This is a genomic window from Haloarcula sp. KBTZ06, from assembly GCF_048595605.1.
In the GTDB taxonomy this organism is placed as follows: domain Archaea; phylum Halobacteriota; class Halobacteria; order Halobacteriales; family Haloarculaceae; genus Haloarcula; species Haloarcula hispanica.
Genome location: NZ_CP184337.1, coordinates 341,210 through 358,657 on the forward strand (window position 1 = coordinate 341,210; position 17,448 = coordinate 358,657).

31 protein-coding genes and 1 tRNA gene are annotated in these 17,448 nt (G+C 57.5%); 29 read left to right on the top strand and 3 right to left on the bottom strand.

Annotated features, from left to right (window positions below; translation table 11 throughout):
- Positions 1–105 precede the first annotated feature (105 nt).
- Positions 106–567, bottom strand: coding sequence for a GDP-mannose mannosyl hydrolase (locus ACNO8S_RS01800; protein WP_420182386.1), 462 nt, complete (start codon positions 565–567; stop codon positions 106–108).
- Positions 568–663: 96 nt separating this feature from the next.
- Here ACNO8S_RS01800 and ACNO8S_RS01805 point away from each other — a divergent pair.
- The 25 genes from ACNO8S_RS01805 (at position 664) to ACNO8S_RS01925 (ending at position 13,355) form a co-directional block, all read left to right on the top strand.
- Positions 664–736 (top strand) — tRNA-Pro (locus ACNO8S_RS01805).
- 171 nt (positions 737–907) lie between these two features.
- Positions 908–1,462, top strand: coding sequence for an SWIM zinc finger family protein (locus ACNO8S_RS01810; protein ID WP_004964360.1), 555 nt, complete (start codon positions 908–910; stop codon positions 1,460–1,462).
- A 139-nt stretch (positions 1,463–1,601) separates the two neighbouring features.
- Positions 1,602–2,054 (top strand): hypothetical protein, encoded by a 453-nt coding sequence (locus ACNO8S_RS01815; protein ID WP_058992735.1) that lies wholly within the window; start codon positions 1,602–1,604, stop codon positions 2,052–2,054.
- 109 nt (positions 2,055–2,163) lie between these two features.
- A complete protein-coding gene (locus ACNO8S_RS01820; RefSeq protein WP_420182779.1) occupies positions 2,164–2,277 on the top strand; it encodes a ribbon-helix-helix domain-containing protein in 114 nt (37 codons plus the stop codon).
- A gap of 71 nt (positions 2,278–2,348) precedes the next feature.
- Positions 2,349–3,506, top strand: coding sequence for a hypothetical protein (locus ACNO8S_RS01825; protein WP_420182387.1), 1,158 nt, complete (start codon positions 2,349–2,351; stop codon positions 3,504–3,506).
- 2 nt (positions 3,507–3,508) lie between these two features.
- The gene (locus tag ACNO8S_RS01830; RefSeq protein ID WP_058992730.1) at positions 3,509–3,940 is read left to right on the top strand and encodes a hypothetical protein; all 432 of its coding nucleotides are present in this window, start codon (positions 3,509–3,511) and stop codon (positions 3,938–3,940) included.
- A 6-nt stretch (positions 3,941–3,946) separates the two neighbouring features.
- A complete protein-coding gene (locus tag ACNO8S_RS01835; protein ID WP_058992728.1) occupies positions 3,947–4,567 on the top strand; it encodes a hypothetical protein in 621 nt (206 codons plus the stop codon).
- Between the two features lie 95 nt (positions 4,568–4,662).
- Complete coding sequence (locus ACNO8S_RS01840) at positions 4,663–4,818, top strand: hypothetical protein (protein WP_154021006.1); 156 nt, start codon at positions 4,663–4,665, stop codon at positions 4,816–4,818.
- 3 nt (positions 4,819–4,821) lie between these two features.
- Positions 4,822–5,136: a hypothetical protein gene (locus ACNO8S_RS01845; protein ID WP_058992725.1), complete on the top strand. Its 315-nt coding sequence runs from the start codon at positions 4,822–4,824 to the stop codon at positions 5,134–5,136.
- Entirely contained in the window at positions 5,136–5,597 is a 462-nt protein-coding gene (locus ACNO8S_RS01850; protein WP_058992723.1) for a hypothetical protein, read from the top strand. The genes ACNO8S_RS01845 and ACNO8S_RS01850 overlap by 1 nt, the downstream gene beginning before the upstream one ends.
- Positions 5,598–5,600: 3 nt before the next feature.
- Positions 5,601–6,404 carry a hypothetical protein gene (locus ACNO8S_RS01855; protein ID WP_058992721.1) on the top strand — a complete coding sequence of 268 codons (804 nt, stop codon included), beginning with the start codon at positions 5,601–5,603 and terminating at the stop codon, positions 6,402–6,404.
- A 19-nt stretch (positions 6,405–6,423) separates the two neighbouring features.
- On the top strand, positions 6,424–6,627 hold the full coding sequence (locus tag ACNO8S_RS01860) for a hypothetical protein (RefSeq protein ID WP_064287524.1): 204 nt from the start codon (positions 6,424–6,426) through the stop codon (positions 6,625–6,627).
- Complete coding sequence (locus ACNO8S_RS01865) at positions 6,624–7,091, top strand: hypothetical protein (RefSeq protein WP_336357625.1); 468 nt, start codon at positions 6,624–6,626, stop codon at positions 7,089–7,091. Before ACNO8S_RS01860 ends, ACNO8S_RS01865 begins: the two co-directional genes overlap by 4 nt.
- Before the next feature lies 1 nt (position 7,092).
- Entirely contained in the window at positions 7,093–7,980 is an 888-nt protein-coding gene (locus ACNO8S_RS01870) for a hypothetical protein (RefSeq protein ID WP_420182388.1), read from the top strand.
- Between the two features lie 364 nt (positions 7,981–8,344).
- Complete coding sequence (locus ACNO8S_RS01875; RefSeq protein ID WP_101349220.1) at positions 8,345–8,632, top strand: hypothetical protein; 288 nt, start codon at positions 8,345–8,347, stop codon at positions 8,630–8,632.
- Complete coding sequence (locus ACNO8S_RS01880) at positions 8,632–9,147, top strand: hypothetical protein (RefSeq protein ID WP_420182389.1); 516 nt, start codon at positions 8,632–8,634, stop codon at positions 9,145–9,147. The genes ACNO8S_RS01875 and ACNO8S_RS01880 overlap by 1 nt, the downstream gene beginning before the upstream one ends.
- Positions 9,148–9,768, top strand: coding sequence for a hypothetical protein (locus tag ACNO8S_RS01885; protein WP_420182390.1), 621 nt, complete (start codon positions 9,148–9,150; stop codon positions 9,766–9,768).
- 117 nt (positions 9,769–9,885) lie between these two features.
- A complete protein-coding gene (locus ACNO8S_RS01890) occupies positions 9,886–10,173 on the top strand; it encodes a hypothetical protein (protein ID WP_064287529.1) in 288 nt (95 codons plus the stop codon).
- Positions 10,166–10,342, top strand: coding sequence for a hypothetical protein (locus tag ACNO8S_RS01895; RefSeq protein ID WP_191907484.1), 177 nt, complete (start codon positions 10,166–10,168; stop codon positions 10,340–10,342). The genes ACNO8S_RS01890 and ACNO8S_RS01895 overlap by 8 nt, the downstream gene beginning before the upstream one ends.
- A complete protein-coding gene (locus ACNO8S_RS01900) occupies positions 10,339–10,791 on the top strand; it encodes a hypothetical protein (RefSeq protein WP_420182391.1) in 453 nt (150 codons plus the stop codon). Before ACNO8S_RS01895 ends, ACNO8S_RS01900 begins: the two co-directional genes overlap by 4 nt.
- A gap of 127 nt (positions 10,792–10,918) precedes the next feature.
- Entirely contained in the window at positions 10,919–11,287 is a 369-nt protein-coding gene (locus ACNO8S_RS01905) for a hypothetical protein (protein ID WP_420182392.1), read from the top strand.
- Positions 11,288–11,447: 160 nt separating this feature from the next.
- Positions 11,448–11,864, top strand: a complete 417-nt coding sequence (locus ACNO8S_RS01910; protein ID WP_420182393.1) for a hypothetical protein — start codon at positions 11,448–11,450, stop codon at positions 11,862–11,864.
- Between the two features lie 165 nt (positions 11,865–12,029).
- Positions 12,030–12,686: a site-specific integrase gene (locus ACNO8S_RS01915; protein ID WP_121303816.1), complete on the top strand. Its 657-nt coding sequence runs from the start codon at positions 12,030–12,032 to the stop codon at positions 12,684–12,686.
- Between the two features lie 51 nt (positions 12,687–12,737).
- Entirely contained in the window at positions 12,738–12,953 is a 216-nt protein-coding gene (locus ACNO8S_RS01920; RefSeq protein ID WP_420182394.1) for a DUF7557 family protein, read from the top strand.
- Positions 12,954–13,355, top strand: a complete 402-nt coding sequence (locus ACNO8S_RS01925; protein ID WP_191449902.1) for a type II toxin-antitoxin system VapC family toxin — start codon at positions 12,954–12,956, stop codon at positions 13,353–13,355.
- A gap of 607 nt (positions 13,356–13,962) precedes the next feature.
- Here the strand turns inward: ACNO8S_RS01925 and ACNO8S_RS01930 are convergent.
- Positions 13,963–14,499 carry a hypothetical protein gene (locus ACNO8S_RS01930; protein ID WP_420182395.1) on the bottom strand — a complete coding sequence of 179 codons (537 nt, stop codon included), beginning with the start codon at positions 14,497–14,499 and terminating at the stop codon, positions 13,963–13,965.
- A gap of 397 nt (positions 14,500–14,896) precedes the next feature.
- On the bottom strand, positions 14,897–15,214 hold the full coding sequence (locus ACNO8S_RS01935; RefSeq protein WP_420182396.1) for a MarR family transcriptional regulator: 318 nt from the start codon (positions 15,212–15,214) through the stop codon (positions 14,897–14,899).
- A 119-nt stretch (positions 15,215–15,333) separates the two neighbouring features.
- On the opposite strand from ACNO8S_RS01935, the gene ACNO8S_RS01940 reads away from it, so the two are divergent.
- The 4 genes from ACNO8S_RS01940 to ACNO8S_RS01955 all read left to right on the top strand — a co-directional run bounded on the left by ACNO8S_RS01940 (position 15,334) and on the right by ACNO8S_RS01955 (position 17,231).
- Entirely contained in the window at positions 15,334–15,531 is a 198-nt protein-coding gene (locus tag ACNO8S_RS01940; RefSeq protein ID WP_058992702.1) for a hypothetical protein, read from the top strand.
- A gap of 83 nt (positions 15,532–15,614) precedes the next feature.
- Positions 15,615–15,941: a hypothetical protein gene (locus ACNO8S_RS01945; protein ID WP_420182397.1), complete on the top strand. Its 327-nt coding sequence runs from the start codon at positions 15,615–15,617 to the stop codon at positions 15,939–15,941.
- Positions 15,934–16,164: a DUF7389 domain-containing protein gene (locus ACNO8S_RS01950; RefSeq protein ID WP_058992698.1), complete on the top strand. Its 231-nt coding sequence runs from the start codon at positions 15,934–15,936 to the stop codon at positions 16,162–16,164. Before ACNO8S_RS01945 ends, ACNO8S_RS01950 begins: the two co-directional genes overlap by 8 nt.
- Complete coding sequence (locus ACNO8S_RS01955; RefSeq protein ID WP_191449904.1) at positions 16,161–17,231, top strand: tyrosine-type recombinase/integrase; 1,071 nt, start codon at positions 16,161–16,163, stop codon at positions 17,229–17,231. Before ACNO8S_RS01950 ends, ACNO8S_RS01955 begins: the two co-directional genes overlap by 4 nt.
- The last annotated feature ends 217 nt before the right edge of the window (positions 17,232–17,448 follow it).

Below are 17,448 nucleotides of genomic sequence, written 5' to 3' on the forward strand. Positions count from 1 at the left end.
TAACTGCGATGCGTAATCAATCTTCTGTTCAGTTGCCTGCTAGTCTCGTACAGCCTGACTACTCATGAAACACGTATTCGTCCTCAAAACAGCACTGTTCACCCGCTACTGGGTGATATCGAACTGCTCGAAGTATTCCGTGACGTACTGGTTCGCGTCTGCCGGAACCTCTGTGACGATGCGATACGAGTCGTGCTGGTCGTCGAGTGCTATTTCGGCCCCGTTGTCGGGGACGGCTCGATACACAATTGGTACCGTGTGTCGGGAGTCGACGCCATCAACTGAAGAAACGTCCCAGAAGTGTTCGCTGACACCGAGCTGTTCCGTCGCAACCGATGTGAGGCCAAGCTCCTCTCGGGCGATGCGCGCCGCCGCGTCGTCCAGTCGCTCCCCCTTGTAGAGGCGACTCCCCGGCCAGAACCACTCGCCTTTGGCTGGCTCGTTCTGACGTCGTGTGAGTACGATTCCGTCCTCGTACTCGACGACGAGGTCGACACAGGGCTGGGGCATGTTGTCGAGACAGGTGGCGAACGTCTCCGTCGGAATGCGTTCGTCGTGGCGGTCCATACCTCCCGCTTGCGGGCCGCCGGTGAAACCGCTCCGCTTCTCGCTGTTTCGCAACCGTTAAAACTGCCCCTGTCTTCTATCCGATTGCTATCGCACGGGCCGGTGGGGTAGCCTGGTATCCTTCGGCCTTCGGGTGGCCGTAACCGCGATTCGAATTCGCGCCGGCCCATACCATACAAACCCTTTTTCCCGGGTTTCCTAACAGTTAGCGGCCGCTCTACGGGGTGGTCGCTGTGAGTATTCAGCGGGCTCACGAGCTGTCCATCTGCGACTACTGCGGCGGCTACATCGAATCACCACGACAGCCGTGTCCGGCGCTAGACAAGGGGGTGTGTCGTCCATGAGCCGTGCCAGCCGGAGCTGGCAAGCGAGCGACGACCTGCCTCAGTCTGTTGGTGGCCCGTCGACGTTGTCGATGCCCGACGACTGGACGCTGTCGACGGCGTGGAAGCGCGCACAGTCCGAGAACGACCGAGGCGGCGCTATCAACGACGCCGAGCGTGTCGTCTACCTGAGCGACGGCGACAGCACTCACCGCGTGCTGTGGGCGCTACAGGGCCGCACACTCGTCGCAGACTGCGACTGCGCCGGCTACCAGTACCACGGCGGCTGGTGTGCCCACGTCGCTTCGCTGTGGTGGCAGTGGGTCCGCGGGCAGATCGTCGTCGCACATCTCGACACCGGCCGCGAGTACCCATCACCACCAGCATGGCTCCGCCTCGACGACGAACCGACCGCTTTCAACCAACTCACTCCTGCCGAACTCGACGCTTACCTGACCTGTGACCTCGGAAGCCTCGGGGTTCGGGAGTACGCCCGACTCTCCGGTCGCTCGCCCGGAACCATCGGGAACCTACTCCGCTCTGCCCGTGACGAGATGGAGGGCCGCCGATGACACAGGCGCGCACGCCCGCCCTAGCGCGTGACCTTCTGGCGACCCCATGGGGGGCTGTCCTACACGTACCAACATCGGCGTCCGTCACGCCGCCGTATGGGGATTCGGCCCCGTCTTACGGGGAGGTGGCTAGTCAGACATGACTGGTGGAAGCCAACTTCACGAAGAAGATGGGAGTGACAAAATCACCTTCCGTCTGTCGACCACGCTGAAAGAACAGTACAAGGAACAGGTCGACAACATGAGCGCCGATCTAGAGGAATACGTTCGTCAGCGCGTTTCGGAGCCGGAGACTGATGGCGGGCTTGAACCATATGCTGACCCGGACAATCGAGAACTTGCCATTGCCTACCGGACGCTCTGCGAGAAGCGCACTGATAACGGCATTGTCCGAGGAGAAAGCGCGAAGCGTGCACTTGCTCAGGCTGTCGATAGTATCGACCAACAAGACGCACAGCGCCTTCTTGCCCGGCTTGAGAAGCGCGGGTATGTCCATCTTCAGAACGGGATACCACCAAGCGACTACACCGCTGTCCACGTCCGACCGTTCTCACGTAAGGGTGGAACTCAGAACCAAACTGCCGATGCGTGATTTCCGTCTTGCTTAGTTAATTATTAACTAAGCAACAGGTTTTATTTTGTATATCGCCCCATCAAAGACTATGACTCGAAATACAACCGGTGTATCGATGCCCGAGTCAATGGTCGAAAACATAGACGAGAGCTACGTAGCGGCCGGATATCACAGCCGATCCGATTTGATCCGAGATGCGGTTCGTGACAAGTTGTCTCAGATTGAACGCCAGTCAAAGTAACCTGTTTCTCTATTCTCTGCTGTTGACAACAAGCGAGAACCCTTGGTAGTAGTGCCACTATCGCCGGCCGCATGGCCGCCAGCGAGGAAACAGACAGCTCCCAACCCGCGGACCCTTCTACAGTAGCGGAATTAGAGGCGCTACCGTACAGCGAGAAACAGCGTCTCGCCGGGGAACACGGGTACGGGCGAATTGTCGGTGTAGAGGAGGCAGAATTAGAGAATTTTCTCACAGATACACTCGCACTCAGTGAGAGCGAGAACGTCGACAGTGGCAACGATAGCGAACCGGAGGGAGGAACCCAGACAGTGACAAACTCAGAGAGTACGAGCGCGAGCACAGAGACACAGACAGACGCTATCTCCGTCGGTCACGAGGGGAAAGAGAAGCTATCCCCTGAAGGAGCGCCAGACGACGAAGGAACAGCAGTAGAACCACCCAGCGGTGTCGACTTAGACGGGCTGTCACCAGACGACCTCGAACCGAGTGAGTCGGCGTCACCAGCGAATCAGAGCGAGAATAGCGAACACGCTGAGAAACCAGAACAGCAGGAGCAAAACGACAGTAGCGAGAACAGCGAGGATAGCGGTGGCCTGTTGGACCGGATACGCGGCAATAGCGACCGTTCAACAGACGAAATCGTAGCGGAAGCAGATAGCGAGGGAGAACGACAGCGCCGCGAGGAAGTCCGTGAGACGTTCGCTGATGCCTTCGGGGAAGAGTCAGGAGAGAGCGGCGACAGTGCCGAGGGACAACCCGACTCCGGCGGTGACCACTCACCAGCGGGAACCCAGCAGGCCAGCGGCATGGTAGTTGATGAGACGGTCGTGAAGCACCTCATTGGAATGCCCTTCTCGATGACCGCGACGATGACTGACTGGGAGGGCTGGGAACTGTCTGAACAGGAGAAAGCGGCCAACGCAGAGCTGTTCATCGCCATGTGCGACGAGCACGATGTCGATGTCAGCCCGACAGCGATGTTCGCTCTATCGATGCTGGGAACCGCTGGGGGCCGAGCGATGCGCTATCGTCGCCATCGAGATACTGACCCGGTTGAGACTGACCGGAAACAGAGCGAAGACGCTCCTGAATTCAACGACGACGTGACAGCGGTACGCGGTCAGGACGGCCGCCGAGATCGCCGCGACACTCGCGCCGAACACAGAGCAGAACAGAGCGAGAACAGCGCAGAAAGCGAATTCGATTTTGAAGACAGCAGTACCTGGTAATCATGCAGGAAATCATTCAGCAGCTCGCGTTAGTAGCGAGTCAGGCAGACGAATCGCCCGAAGAACGAACGCAGCGACTCAAACAAGTTGCCGACGACAGCGGTGCAACGGCCCGGACACTCTACGAGGTGGAGGAAGACCTTCGCGGACTGGGATGGTCCGCCCTCGTCGACAATGAGGAAACAGTCGACCAGATCGAGGCGAAGCTACAGGGGTTCGCTCCGATGTTCGGCCTCGACCCACAACGCGCGGAGGACCAGTTCGGTCCTGAGACATTCATCCATCTCTTCTCGCAGTACGCGCTTGCGAGGCCGGAGGCGACAGCCTACGCTATCGCTACGCTTGACGACGTACTCACTCGGCGCGGGCTGTACGATGAGCTTGACGTCGACGTACCGGAACCCGGCGAGTACAGCGGCAGCGAGGGGCAATAGCAAGCGATGGATATTGACCTGAGCGAAATCTCGGTCATCCTCGGCCAGAAGAACTCGGGGAAGTCAGTGCTATTCGAGCACCTGCTGACCCAGACAGAGCGCTACATCTGTATCGATCCGAACGCCGAGCATGGGCCACCGGGTGCGGTGTTTCCCGATAATCCCGGTGACGTGCTCGACCACTGGATGCGCGGCAACACTCAGCAGGTAATTCGAGAAAATCCGTTCACCGAGGATGTCCTCGACGAGTACCTTCGAGCGTTCGGCCAGCTCAAGCGGTGTTACCTCTATCTCGATGAGGCACACAACTGGATGTCCGCACATCATATTCCCGAAGTCCTTCAGCACCTCGTGAAGTGGCACGTCACCCACGCTAACTGTGGGTTGGTACTCGCCGCTCACAAGGCGAAAGAAGTCCACGATCAGATCTGGACACAGACGGACAACTACCTGATTTTCGCCTACGGTGACCACGAGGACAGCAAATTCAGCAAGGTGAGTATCCCCGACAAGCACCGGGTGACCGAGATGGACCCGAACGCGTACCAGTTCCTCACGTACAAAGATGTGGCTGGAGCATCATCGACTATCAGAGGGCCGGTTGAGATTCCGGCGCACCTACGATAGCGTAAAATAGCGCGTACAGACTTCTCGCGGCCATCCGCTATCGGTGTTGTCAACAAACAAATACTGAATCATCCCTCGCGGCAACTACTGGTCGCATGGTTTCGACCAGCACAAGCGGAAACTCGGAGTCGGGTGGGTCACCCAGTAGCTCCGGGTCCAATGGTATCGTCGAGTTCCTGAAAACGCCCATCGGGATGGCTGCTGTGGGCGGGTTCGGGGCTGCAATCATCGCGGGCTACTTCATCATCTGAATTATGGCACTACAAGTCTCTGAACGGAACGCTGCTATCGGTGCCAGCGCGGCGGCAGGGCTTCCCGTTCTGATGTCGGCAGGAGGTATCAACATCGAGGATCGACTGGTGGACGTATCGAATGCAGTGTTTGAGGGCGACCTCGGCTCTGCATCGATGGTCACCGGTGGGGCCTTCTCGCTCATCGGGCTCGGGCTCATTGCGGCAGCATGGGTCGGCCCGCTTCGGGGCTCGCTCGGGATGCTCGCTATCGGTATCGGAATCGGCTTCGCTATGCTCGGTGTCCAGAGCTTCGACGCTGCACGGAGGGCCAACTGATGACCGACGAAACACTCAGCACGGAACTCCAGTACGCGACAGTCTCCGAGAACGTCGCGGGTACGCCGACGCCGATCACGACGTGGGACGTGCCGGAGGGAATCGCTATCTCTATCGCACAGGGATCGCCAGCGATTCTCGACGTTGAAGCCAAGGACGGCGGCAACGTCTCGCGCTCGACGAAGATCGGCTTCGGCTATCGGGAACCGAACGACCCGCTGGATTCGTGGACGGTCATCAGCGAGTTCGCCGTCTCACCGTTCAACACACTGTCGCTGAAGGACCAGCAGTCCGGCGAGAACGCACAACGCCGCCGGGTTCGGTTCCTCCGTGACCGAGTTCCGAATGGGCGGCTGACGCTGGAAGACGCTGACGAGCTGGCGCTTCTGGTGAACGGCCCCGACGTGGTCGACCCGGCAACGCTGTTCTTCAACTACCCCATGCAGGTGGACAACCGGTAGACCATGAGCGGAGCCAACGCACGGCCGGGGAAGACGGTCTACCTCGGTTCTGAGATGTTCGATTTCAAGAGCTATCAGCCCGGTTCAGAGGGAATCGTCGCCACGACGAAGGTCCCGAGCACACAGGTCTGGAAGGTTCCAGTCGGGATGCCGCTGGTGGTAGCACTCGTCGGCAAACAGACAGCGACGGCAGCAGGGGGTGACACTACTACGGTCGACCTCACTCCCGAGGCCCCGATCGTCGACTACATGGACGACGTGACTGCCGGCGAGTACACGACCGACGCCTCGCTCGTCGGCTACTTCGACAGCGACGGTGACGGTGACCCGGATACGCTCATTACTGACAGCACAGACACGCAGTACACTGGCACGTTCGGGACTGACGGCGATTTCGTTGCGTCGGCAGAGCTGAAAGAGACGACCGGAAACGGCGATGTCTCAGTCGCCTTCTACGCGGTGATGCGCCACGGGCTGACGAAGATACAGAAGCGCAACAGTGGGAAGGGCAACGTCTCGCAGGAACTTCAGAGCGAAGACAGTATCACATGGGCGTTCTCGAACCCGGATTCGCCGGAGACGGACCGCCAGATCACATGGGACGGACGCAACAGCGGGATGCGCGGTGTCCTCCCGCCGAAGTTCAACATGGACCTGCTGTTCTTCGACACAGAGTTCGCCACGGCTGTCGAGGCAGCCGACGCGGAGAACGTCGAGGTGAGTATCCCGGTGAATCAGCGGCCCCTTCGACCGGATGAGGAGGCTGCTGAACTCCGGCGAAAGGTGACCCAGACCATGGTGGCCTAACGGGCCACCGTTCCAACACATGGTGATTCTACACGACACTGACGACCCAGATAGCAGCAGTACCGATACTGGCTGCCCGTGTGACAGCGGCGGGAACGTGCTTGCAGGGCTTGCGGAGAAGGCCCGGATAGTGGCCGACCTGATAGCGCCGTTCTCGTCGCTGTTGACTTCGCTGGTGCAGGCTGCGACTGTTCTGGCACTGATTCGGGGGCAGTCGATATGAGCGGGTATGGACTCATCGGGACAGATACACCGATAGACGATCTGCTTGAACAGTACTTCCCCGGCGCACCGAGGAACGTGCTGTACGAGGCTTTCGAAGACGAAACGAACGCGCTGCTGGCGGCCCTGCTGATGGAGATGCGGGGCGACGACATCGACCAGAACGTTTCGGGCGACTCGGAAGCGGTGTACTACAGCGAACCCGGCGTTCCGGTTGACGATACCGACGAAGAGACGGTTTCGTGGGACTTCGCCGCGGATACCGTCGTCGTCTACGGATTTGACTCCCCGATAGTTGTCGCGTTCAAGTCGACAAATAAGGCTGACCGGTTCATCCCCCTGACCCCGTCGGACGCGCCGTTCTCTCTGTCCCCGCCGGGCGGACTGGGTGCCTCAAAGCTGTGGTATCGGAAGATGACCGAGGGAGACGCCAGTACCTCCCTGAACGTGCTGGCACTCAAGTAAAATGACGTTTACAGGACCAAACGCAGTTACCTGGGGCGAAGCGCTCGCGGCACTCCGCGACAACATCGACAGTATCAGTGGCTGGAGTATCATCGACACATCGGCCAACGGCGGTGCGACTCCGCTCACTGCTGGTGAGTGGTTCGTGCTGGAGACGCCGAATGGCGAGAACCATCGTCTCAAAATCCGAGATAACAGATATAGTAGTGGTATCATCATGGAATCCGGCCCCTCATGGGACGCTGGAAATTCGACATGGGCCGACCGCTACGCCAACGATATCGAAGCGAAAACCGGAGATGATGGATACGACACTCCGATGGCGTACGCTCCCGACGACCATGGTGGCGAGCGGATGTCTATGTCCCACTCTGTGAGTTACTATCTGGACTATACAGAGTCTGGATGGGTATTCTATGCGGAACGGAACGAGGGCGACGGTAACGACGAAGATCTCGCCATCGGAATGGCCGAACTCTCGAAGACGTGGGACTTCGACTCGGCGGCCAACCGCGAAAGTAACTACGCAATCTTGTGGCACGCACAGTGCTTCGACGGTGACTACGATAACAGACGAAAGAGGCAGTGGACGAACTTCCTCCCGGCGATGAGCGGCACGCAGTCGGGAAGCACACACCACGGCCGCGGGATGGTGAATCCCGACAACAACTACGCGAACTACACCACGACCGACAATGTCGTTGCCAGTTCGCAGTATCGGAACAACCGCAACAACGATGCAATCATCGGGACCCATGACCTGTGGATTCGGGAGGAAAGCGGTCAGGACGCAAGCCACGAGGACACGATACAGGACAGCGGTGCGAACAACCTGTACAAGCTCCTGAAGGCCCACAACGTCGCGCAGGTCGGTATCGGGATGAGGTAATCCGATGGCGACGTACACTGAAGTACCGGCCGGGACAACCGCAGGAAGCCAGACGCGCCCAATCCCGGCGAGGACGGGAGCCGCTGCTGACGGGGAAACACTGAGCACAGAGCGTCCAGCTCCGCAACGGGCGGCGACCGTCGCAGCTGGTGCGACGACCGACACGATACGGCCCCGTCCACGTCGGCCCGGTGACCGAGCAGATACGGTCACCGTCTCCCTCGACCGGCCACGGGTCACTCGTTCTCGGGACCACGCCACCAGCACCGACCGGAGCGGGGTACTTATTCCCGCAGCGTTTCGGCCGGTGAGAGTTTCGGTGGTGGACCCGGACGGGAATCCACTACCCGAAGTTGAATGGGTAATGTCGGCTGGTGTGTTCCCGACAGCGGCCGCTATCGACGGTAGCGCACAGGGTGACCTCCCGTGTCTTGCTACGACGTACAGCCAGTTTATGGGCGTAGCGCGCCGGGACGGTGGTCCTAACGGAGTTCAGTACACATGGTTCTCACCGGCTATCGATGCTGATGGGAACCCACTACAGGAGCCTATCGGCCCGCTTGATGACAGCGCTGAGATCGTTCTCGACCCGGTCGAGATCAAGGGTCTGTACGCTGGGACCGGGGCAGACTTCGGAGGGATGTTAGGATAATGGTGAACCTGAATATCGACCAATCAGAGCCGTATATCGACAGTATAGACGTACCGAGCGAGGCCCGCCCAGACGAGTCGTTCACCGTGACGGTCACAGTCGGAAACGAGAGTTCGATTATTGCCCCGCAGGATGGGACGTGTCAGAGCGGGATACTCCAGTTCAACACTGGATGGCGGACGCCGGTCATCATCTACGTCGACGGGCAAGAAGTCCATCGAGAAACGAAGTGCCTTGACGGCAATAGCGCCCCGAAGACGGTGACCAAGCGAGTGACGCTGGGTAGTGGAGAACACAGCGTCACCGCGGAAGTGCTGAAAGTTCCGAATGACACGGTTGCAGAAGAGCGGGCCGCGGAGGTAACCGTTCACTCTGATGCACAGGACCCGGCCCTGCCGACGACAGGTGACCGACTGACAGAGATGATTACCGATATCGCAGACGCACTTGGCGGAACGACCCAGCAGGTGATGCTGGGGTTCGCTCTAGCCGTCGTGCTGCTGGTGGTGATCTGAATGGTGACGTTCGCTGGCAGTATTCCAGACGGCGGGCTCGTACTGGAATCAGTCGGAACGACCTCGTTCGCTGTGTACAGTCCCGACGATCCGCGCGTCGACCGACGGCAGGAATATGAGCCCCAGCTACAGGCCGAAGTGACGAACACCTCGTTCAAGGAACGAGAGGCAGCGGTCATCTGGACATTCGATGAAACCCATGTCCAGAGTCAGACTGAGACGATTGAAGCCGGACAGACGGCTACAATCTCGAATCGGGTTCCGTGGGAGAGGCTACAGGAGAACTTCGACCTGATTCCGGGCGACTACGAACTCGGTGTGCAGCTGCTTGGCGGCCCGTCGTGGAAAAAGCAGACGACGACGTACGGAACGATGCACGTCTACGAGAAGCGTGTACCCGACTCCGGTGATGAGCCGAACGACGAACCCACGTACCCACCCATCAGTGACGGCGATCCGCCTGACGGAAGCAGTGACCCGCCGCCTGAGAACACCGGGCCAGAGTCTCCGCCTGCCCTGCTACCTGACGGGTTCCCGACGCTGCCGGCGGTCGGGCCGTTGACTGCCCCACAGACAACGCTCGCAGCCCTCGCGGTCGTTGCGGTGGTGGTGCTTCGATGACGGTAGCACGGCTACTGGGGCAGGTATTCGGTGCGTTGACCGGTACACTTGGTGTGCCCGGAACGCTGCTACTCATCGCCGTCGTCGTTGGCGCCGTGGCAATCTGGAGGGACGCTGATGGTTGAACCGTACACCGCAGCGGCATGGGCGGTCAGCGTCTCATCGATGCTCGTGGTCGGTATCACGGGCTGGGTCGGCCGCCGCGTGGTCGGCTACGTCGAGGAGACGCGCAACGAGGCGCAAGCGGCCCACGAAACCGCAGAGAAAGCCGTCCGTGTTCTCCGGGGTGAGGAAGGAATCGACGACGCCGGGCTCGTCGAGGACGTCCGGTCACACCGCCGGGCGCTCGTTGACGAAGGTATCTACCCACCGAAGGCAACGGACGGAGGTGAGAGCGATGCCTGACCTGACGTGGGTACAGCTGGGCGCTCTCATCTGGTTCTGTGTCACGTTGGCGGTCACCGACGGTGCGGCGCTCTCCCGGCTGGGAATCGCGTGGCTGGCGAAGCGGTTAGGACTACGGCCAGCCGAGATAGTGCGCTTCGAGGCGGCGGCTGGCGGTGGTGAGGAGTGACGGAAGTTCTCGATATCCGGTCGCTCCCTCGGACTCGACAGGAGCGGTTACAGCGGTCGAAGTCGTTTGGCGATGTTGCCGAGGAGATCGTGGCTGAGGTGTACGGCTTGGAGGGCCTATCGCTTGACCCGGACTGGTGGGACCTCAGACACCCCAGCAGGGCGACAAAATACCAGGTCAAATCGACATCAACGACAGTCGGCAACAGGTATCCCGGCGATGGTCGCTTTCGCGTCTGGGAAGGACAGACGCGCTCTCTCATCGCGTCGGACGCACAAGCGACAGCGTGGTACGCGTTTGTGTTCCTCGATGAGGCGGACGGCGTACTCCGAACCACGCGCATGAAGCCGTCGACGGTGAACAACCTCGTCCAAGAGCGGGGCGGATGGAACCGTTCGGGTCACTCGATGGGGAAGCAGCACAAAATCCCGTGGGACGAGGTTTTCTGAGTGTCCGGTTCTCGGGTGAGAGTCGGATGTCTGAGTTTATAACCTCCAAAACGGATATTTAGCTATAAATCCCCAAGCACACGACATATACCATAGATATTTAAACAGACAATATTAAATATGTAATATGGATTGGGAAAGAGGTACTGTACAACCCTCACTCAAAGAAGAGATACTGGATATTATGCAAAGTGATAAGGATCAGATTTGGAATCCTGCTGAATTACGGGGAGAAATCTATCCTGACCTCGAATTTCCAACGGGTGGTATATCTGATTTCGAAAACCAAATTGAGGCTTTCGGCGTTCTTAGAGCAACTTCTACAATTGAATCCCTCCTTGAAGTTCTGGTAGCAGAGGGAAAGGTAGAAAAGAGAGAATTCAAAGTTGATTCTATAGCAATGATTACAAAAAACGAAAAGGAATACGAGGAAGTGGCTAAACAAACTGAGGAGGAGGACGTAATGACTGTACAGACGTTCTATAAAGCTACTTGATAGGTCTGTCTCTATCTTCTCAGTCCGTTATATAATTCTGCGTGGACTCCTCACTCCAATGATCGTGTCCGCTTCTGTGGGGAGAGTCGGACAAATATTTTCCATCCACAATTGAATCCGAGCCCAATATTTACCATATGGTGGCATACTATTATAGACAATGTCTGACCCAATCGCGGGCGCAATTGCGGGTTCCGTTGCGAGCAAAGCTATTGAGAAAGTAGTGACCTATATTGATGAATCAGAAGATGAAGAGGCAGCATGGCGGCGGTCGGGTTTGGAAGTGGCTATTCAGGCAGAAGCATTCTATCAACAGGAACTCGTTGCGGGACGAACCTATGACCCTGATAAGATTGAGCATGAGCTAAATCAATACGGTCAAATGGCCCAACAGTTGGCTATTCGTGGAGAGGTAAGAGGATTTGAAGAAGAGTTTGTAAGTTTGCTTCGTGAGCTCGGTAATTCCCTTGGTGAGTTCGCTGATACACCCGGTGGAATGGGACATGATCGAACGGAGGATTGGGAGGATATGGTGAGCGAGCCACTGAGAGAACTAAAACAGCAAGTGGAAGCTTGAGACAAAACGAGAACGGACTGCAATTGTCCGATCCTCTGGCGAGCCGGATATTGTCGTGCCCGAGAACCCGGCATTCTGGTGCAATCTGGCCAAATCTGGCCCCTGTTACCCCCCGAGTTGACCGAAAAAACTAGATGTTTTGCAATAGAACTGGGGAACGAGTGCATGAGGCTGAAGGACTACGACAACGACGATGGGAAGCGGGTGTGGCTGTCGGACGACGAACTAACGCGATTTATCGAGCAGGCCGAAACGCCACATCAACGACTCGCGTTCCTACTGGCCGGTCGGGTCGGACTCCGGCGCTCGGAAATCATCGAGGTATGTCCGCAAGACCTCGTCGACGGACCGACTGGCGATCACATCCGAGTCTGGGAGAGCTACGCGAAGCGGGACAAGTACCGAGAGCCGCCAGTCCCGCAGGAAGTCGTTACCATCGCGGAGACGCTGGCGTACCAGCAGGACGACGACGAGCCGCTGCTGGACGTGGCTGGGTCAACTGTGTACCGCTGGGTCCGGCGTGCAGCTGACGCACTGGAAGAAGAAACCGGCGACAGGGGTTGGCAGTACCTCGACGTTCACGATCTCCGCCGGACTTGGGGCACGTACCTACTGGAACAGGGTGTGATCCCGTCCGTTGTGATGTCCTTCGGCGGCTGGGAGGACTGGGATACGTTCAGGAAGCACTACCTTGGAGAGTTCAGCCCGGAGGCGATTCGACGAGAGCGCGGGAAGGTCGACTTCCTCGAGGGCGGCGACGAGAGCGCGGAGGTGGTCCATCCAGGTACGATGCTGCCGGCCTCTCACCATACAGCGGACTAATTCTCTCAGTCACCGAAACAGATACCAACCTCTTGTACACAACGTATACATATGAGCACTATCCGAGTCACCGACGAAGTGAAAGAACGACTGCGTGACCTGAAGCGGGACGAGGAAAGCTTCAACGACCTTCTGGACCGACTCAGTCGAAGCGAGAAAGACGTAGAAGCAATAGCCGAGTCACTTCCCTCTGTCGACGAGAAAGAGATCGAGCAAATGGACGAAGCCCGCGAACGGCTGAATGAATCGCTGGAGGACCGCCGGTAGATGATTGTTCTCGACAGAGATATTCTGGTTAAGCTTCGAAATTCCGAGGAAGCGGTGGTTGAGCATTTGAAGCAGTACCGTACCGACGAATGGACAATCCCCTCTCACGTCGCGTGGGAGTCGTTTCAGCGCTACGACAGTCGGAGCGATATGCTTCAAGAGCAACAGCATCTCCGGTCAAGTCTTGACCGGATACTCCCGTTCACGTCGGACACCGCACTCGAAGCCGCCTATCTCGATGAGAAACTACAGTCTCAGGGCGTGACTCTCGATTCCGCGGACCTCCTGAATCTAGCAACTGCACACACCGAGGGTGGCACCTTCATTACCCACAACAAGAATGATTTCGACAAGGAGCCCCTTCTGGAACTTACCGACGTGGATGTTGTGCATACCGCCTAATCTTGCCGAGGCTTCATTTACTGGACGCTATGATAGTCTGTGACTGGAGCGGCTGGGACGGTCTACAGACGTTCCCTGACCACTACCGCGGGACGCACACGCCCGAGGCGAAACTGCGAGAGAGCGAGAAAGTGGGGTGGCTGTGATCCATTTTGTAGTATGCCATGTGGCATACCCAAAGGTCTAAATCAATCACTCACTAGGTTATTATAATGAGTATGAACTGGGAGTCCGAACGCGACATGGCGCGTGACGTTCGGGAGAACAAGGAACTGTACGAAGCCTGTGCTGCATCGCCTGAAGACGACGAATAGCTGTCTTATCGTTCTTCGGTTGGACTTCTGAGAACCGTTTTGAAGAACAGTATCCAGACGAGAAACATCCGGTCCCGTCTGTAGAGCGTATCCAGTCTGATATCCTCAATTTCTTTCCGGACTTTGTGTGGGCGAATGACTGTTTCGCGTAGGACCTGTGGCGGCCACTGACGGGTGCAAGCAGTCCAGCGTACTGAAGCCACTTGTACCTGTCCCGAATGTAGCCGGAAGAGATATCGAACCCACGTTCTCGTGAGAGGATGCCTGGTGATGCAAACCCCAGATTGAGTACGCTATTCAGCTAATTGGTATTCGAATTCTACTTCAACAACATCATTTGACAAGTTAGAGGGTGGTGCAGCTTCCCCTGCATTAGAATTGTCAAATATCAGTCTATATGTTCCACTTTCTAAAAATCCGCTCACTTCCTCACCTGTGCTATCAAGAGCACTAACATCGGTGAAATATTCGTACCTTTCTTCACCCTTGAATGAGGAATATTCTGATTCAGAGAGAACTAATACGTCAATTGCTGGTCCTTCTCGGACTATGAAATCGTACTGCAAACGGCCAGCCGAATTAAGTTCTAGAGTATAATACCACCACTCGTCTTCTTCTATATTTCTTGTATCGGACTCTGAAGCAACTACTTGGCTCAGGTTGCTATTTCCTGGGAAATCGTCCATTGAATCAGGAACACCATCTGCGTCCCTATCAGGTCGTGGAGTCGGTGTATCCTCTTGCTCTTGCTGCCCATCGGAACTACAGCCAGCGAAAGCGATTACAGAACTCGTCCCAGCGAATGTTTTGAGGTAGTCTCTTCTTTCCATGCGGGAAGACATACTGTCTTTTGTAATACCATAAATTTAGCTATATTATTCATGGCCTAATGCGGAAAGTGGCACCCAAATCTATCCAACCGGGTGGCGTGGCATATCGATCCTCGAAGACCTTGCTTGGTGTCGGCCGGGGACAGTGCTTCGCATTAAGCTCGCCCTTTAGATACAGAATGCCCTCGCTCGTCAGATCGTACAGATCTCCACTGACAGGTGAAACTAAACCGGCGTACTGGAGCCACTTACATCGATCCCGGATATGGCCGGACGAGAGGTTGAATCCACGTTCTCGTGAGAGGATGCCTGGTGATGCAAACCCATTCTCACGAATCCACTCCATGATACGCTCATCTACCTGAATCATCCAAGATGCGGGCTTTCGTGGTGTCATTCACGCTTGTTCGTGATTCTCGCCTACGCTGGGACCGTCGTCGCTATGCGACTCAACTTTATCAGGTGCATTCTCGGAAGTATCAATCTCACCTACTAGGTATTTCTCTCCCCGTTCTGTGATTCGATAGACACCGTTTCCAAGATCCTTCACAAGACCGTGTTCAGCCAACTTGTTCAAGCGGTTAGACACCTGCTGTCGACTCCGTACAATGAAATCCTGCTCGGATAGCTCTTTGGCGGTAGTTGTTTCAGTGCCCTCCAAATGTTCCAATATCCTATCATCAAGCAATACCATCCACTCGCCGCTGTATCTCATATTGATAACTAACTAATCGGCGTGCTAATATTCCTGTGGATAGCAAATCAGTTAGTACTTACCAACTAGGTTAGCTTGCGTAAAATATATTTGCTGTTGGTTAATTAGTTGCTAACGCAATGGCACAGAGAAGCCTGTCAGTGTCCATTTCGATGCCGGTAGAAATGGATGAAGATATCCAGAGAGAGGCAGAGAAGCACGATATGGGGTATTCAGAGTACGTTCGCCACGTTATCCGCCAGGCAACGGACTCACCATTTGAGTGCCCAGACGCAGTGCTGTGTAAGGACGAGAATCACGAAAAGGGGGCCGCGTAAATGCCTGGCAGCAATTCCCGGGGCCCCGATTTTTCTGAGGATACCCGCGACGAAAAGACTGACGACGACGCGGAGGACGGCCCATGAACGACGAGAAGATCGACCCTGAGGACCTGCCACTGCATCCGGAGTACACGCCGGCGATGGTCCAGATTCAGGGTCAGGGCGTCGTCTACGTCGCGGACTACCAGACGCTCGAAAGCGGCTGGGTACGTCTCACCGAATGGCGCGACCGCCGCGTCAAACTCCCGCCGCACAAGATCGAGGCAATTCGAGAAGTGCGGACGGAGTACTACGACGCTGGCACGGACGGCGAGTACGCGAAGGCGAAGCGCGTGGCCCACGACGAGCAGCGAGAGGAGGCCGGCGCTGACGACTCCGGCGGCAAGGTGGTGGTCGCGGATGACTGACGCCTATAGCCTCACAGTCGAACTCACGCGGGGCGGCGACAGCAACAACCGCGACAAGATGAAGGCGAAGGTCTCGGCTGACAGCGTCGACGAACTGCGCGAGAAGGTCGAAGCGGTTCGTGGCGAGATGCAGGAGTGGGCCGACGACTTCCGTAACATCCAGCCGCAGGTTCGCCGCCAGCTCCCGGACGACCAGAGCGAACTGAGTGAGTTAGAGGCATGACTCGCGGCGGTAGACGGCGGGGCGACCCTACAGAGCTATCTCCCCGCGAGGCTTGCCAGCGCTACCTTCGACGTCGCCGGTCCGACTCCACGGAAAAAAGCGTTCACGGCTGGGAGTACCGGCTGAAGCTCTTCGTTGAGTGGTGTGACTCCGTCGGCATAGAGACGGTCGGGGAACTGCGTGGCTACGATCTCGACGAGTACTACGAAATGCGGAGCGCGGAGATCGCGCCGGCCACGCTCGAAGGCGAGATGTGGACGCTGAAGATGCTCTTCGAGTTCCTCGAAGACCTCGAAGCGGTCGACCAAGGTCTATCAGAGAAAATCCGCATCCCTGACCTTGACCCAGAGGACCGGTCAAACGATACGAAACTTGCTGCCGACAAAGCAGCAGCACTGCTGTCGTATTACCGTGAGAGCGACAGAGACTACGGAACTCGGCAACACGCGTTCCTTGAACTCGCGTGGAACACTGGCGCTCGACAGGGCGGCCTGCGGGCCCTGGACCTGCGGGACACGGAGCTGGGAAGTAGCCCCTACGTCGAGTTTCGCCACCGACCGGAGACGGACACCCCGCTGAAGAACAAGCGCCGGGGTGAGCGTCCGGTGGCGCTTCCAAGAGAGACGGCCGACGCGCTGGAGGCGTACATCAACGGCCGTCGGTACGATGTGCGCGACGAGCATGGCCGTCAGCCGCTGCTGACAAGCGCGAAGGGGCGGCCGACGACCAACACCATTCGAGTGTGGAGCTACCTCGCCACGCTGCCGTGTAGCTACGGGATGTGCCCTCACGAGAAGGACATCGAGAAGTGCGACTGGAACGAGTACGCCCACGCCAGCAAGTGTCCGTCGAGCCGGTCCCCGCATCAGATTCGGACGGGTTCGATTACGTGGCACCTAAACCGAGGATGGCCGCCGGAGGACGTAGCTGAGCGCGTCAATTCTTCGGTGAGTACCATCGAGGATCACTACGACAAGGCAGACCCCGAACAGCGGCGGCGACGGCTTCGCAACCGGATGGAGGACCGTCGCCGACCACTCATCAATGAACTGGAGTTCACCCAATGACACCAACTGACCCATCAGCGACGATTCGACAGCGAACCGAGTATGAGCATCCTACGAAAGCGGTTAGTTCCGCGTCGCGCCGGCCCATTTCTATCGCAACGCAATCACGAGGAGCGACAGCGACGAGTGTCCGTTGTGAGGAAATGGCTCCGAGAATTCGAGCAGGGAAGTCGCAGCGCGAACGAAATGAGCGACCGTCTTCCCGTGTTCGACATTC

Excerpts from the sequence above, each read along its gene's own strand:
- ACNO8S_RS01955 (WP_191449904.1), top strand. The coding sequence starts at position 16,161 with ATGACTCGCGGCGGTAGACGGCGGGGCGACCCTACAGAGCTATCTCCC.
- ACNO8S_RS01895 (WP_191907484.1), top strand. The coding sequence starts at position 10,166 with ATGCCTGACCTGACGTGGGTACAGCTGGGCGCTCTCATCTGGTTCTGT.
- ACNO8S_RS01905 (WP_420182392.1), top strand. The coding sequence starts at position 10,919 with ATGGATTGGGAAAGAGGTACTGTACAACCCTCACTCAAAGAAGAGATA.
- ACNO8S_RS01835 (WP_058992728.1), top strand. The coding sequence starts at position 3,947 with ATGGATATTGACCTGAGCGAAATCTCGGTCATCCTCGGCCAGAAGAAC.
- ACNO8S_RS01820 (WP_420182779.1), top strand. The coding sequence starts at position 2,164 with ATGGTCGAAAACATAGACGAGAGCTACGTAGCGGCCGGATATCACAGC.
- ACNO8S_RS01880 (WP_420182389.1), top strand. The coding sequence starts at position 8,632 with ATGGTGAACCTGAATATCGACCAATCAGAGCCGTATATCGACAGTATA.
- ACNO8S_RS01865 (WP_336357625.1), top strand. The coding sequence starts at position 6,624 with ATGAGCGGGTATGGACTCATCGGGACAGATACACCGATAGACGATCTG.
- ACNO8S_RS01850 (WP_058992723.1), top strand. The coding sequence starts at position 5,136 with ATGACCGACGAAACACTCAGCACGGAACTCCAGTACGCGACAGTCTCC.
- ACNO8S_RS01930 (WP_420182395.1), bottom strand. The coding sequence starts at position 14,499 with ATGGAAAGAAGAGACTACCTCAAAACATTCGCTGGGACGAGTTCTGTA.
- ACNO8S_RS01950 (WP_058992698.1), top strand. The coding sequence starts at position 15,934 with ATGACTGACGCCTATAGCCTCACAGTCGAACTCACGCGGGGCGGCGAC.
- ACNO8S_RS01815 (WP_058992735.1), top strand. The coding sequence starts at position 1,602 with ATGACTGGTGGAAGCCAACTTCACGAAGAAGATGGGAGTGACAAAATC.
- ACNO8S_RS01925 (WP_191449902.1), top strand. The coding sequence starts at position 12,954 with ATGATTGTTCTCGACAGAGATATTCTGGTTAAGCTTCGAAATTCCGAG.
- ACNO8S_RS01885 (WP_420182390.1), top strand. The coding sequence starts at position 9,148 with ATGGTGACGTTCGCTGGCAGTATTCCAGACGGCGGGCTCGTACTGGAA.
- ACNO8S_RS01825 (WP_420182387.1), top strand. The coding sequence starts at position 2,349 with ATGGCCGCCAGCGAGGAAACAGACAGCTCCCAACCCGCGGACCCTTCT.
- ACNO8S_RS01855 (WP_058992721.1), top strand. The coding sequence starts at position 5,601 with ATGAGCGGAGCCAACGCACGGCCGGGGAAGACGGTCTACCTCGGTTCT.
- ACNO8S_RS01945 (WP_420182397.1), top strand. The coding sequence starts at position 15,615 with ATGAACGACGAGAAGATCGACCCTGAGGACCTGCCACTGCATCCGGAG.
- ACNO8S_RS01910 (WP_420182393.1), top strand. The coding sequence starts at position 11,448 with ATGTCTGACCCAATCGCGGGCGCAATTGCGGGTTCCGTTGCGAGCAAA.
- ACNO8S_RS01920 (WP_420182394.1), top strand. The coding sequence starts at position 12,738 with ATGAGCACTATCCGAGTCACCGACGAAGTGAAAGAACGACTGCGTGAC.
- ACNO8S_RS01870 (WP_420182388.1), top strand. The coding sequence starts at position 7,093 with ATGACGTTTACAGGACCAAACGCAGTTACCTGGGGCGAAGCGCTCGCG.
- ACNO8S_RS01915 (WP_121303816.1), top strand. The coding sequence starts at position 12,030 with ATGAGGCTGAAGGACTACGACAACGACGATGGGAAGCGGGTGTGGCTG.
- ACNO8S_RS01890 (WP_064287529.1), top strand. The coding sequence starts at position 9,886 with ATGGTTGAACCGTACACCGCAGCGGCATGGGCGGTCAGCGTCTCATCG.
- ACNO8S_RS01845 (WP_058992725.1), top strand. The coding sequence starts at position 4,822 with ATGGCACTACAAGTCTCTGAACGGAACGCTGCTATCGGTGCCAGCGCG.
- ACNO8S_RS01810 (WP_004964360.1), top strand. The coding sequence starts at position 908 with ATGAGCCGTGCCAGCCGGAGCTGGCAAGCGAGCGACGACCTGCCTCAG.
- ACNO8S_RS01840 (WP_154021006.1), top strand. The coding sequence starts at position 4,663 with ATGGTTTCGACCAGCACAAGCGGAAACTCGGAGTCGGGTGGGTCACCC.
- ACNO8S_RS01830 (WP_058992730.1), top strand. The coding sequence starts at position 3,509 with ATGCAGGAAATCATTCAGCAGCTCGCGTTAGTAGCGAGTCAGGCAGAC.
- ACNO8S_RS01935 (WP_420182396.1), bottom strand. The coding sequence starts at position 15,214 with ATGAGATACAGCGGCGAGTGGATGGTATTGCTTGATGATAGGATATTG.
- ACNO8S_RS01940 (WP_058992702.1), top strand. The coding sequence starts at position 15,334 with ATGGCACAGAGAAGCCTGTCAGTGTCCATTTCGATGCCGGTAGAAATG.
- ACNO8S_RS01800 (WP_420182386.1), bottom strand. The coding sequence starts at position 567 with ATGGACCGCCACGACGAACGCATTCCGACGGAGACGTTCGCCACCTGT.
- ACNO8S_RS01875 (WP_101349220.1), top strand. The coding sequence starts at position 8,345 with ATGTCGGCTGGTGTGTTCCCGACAGCGGCCGCTATCGACGGTAGCGCA.
- ACNO8S_RS01860 (WP_064287524.1), top strand. The coding sequence starts at position 6,424 with ATGGTGATTCTACACGACACTGACGACCCAGATAGCAGCAGTACCGAT.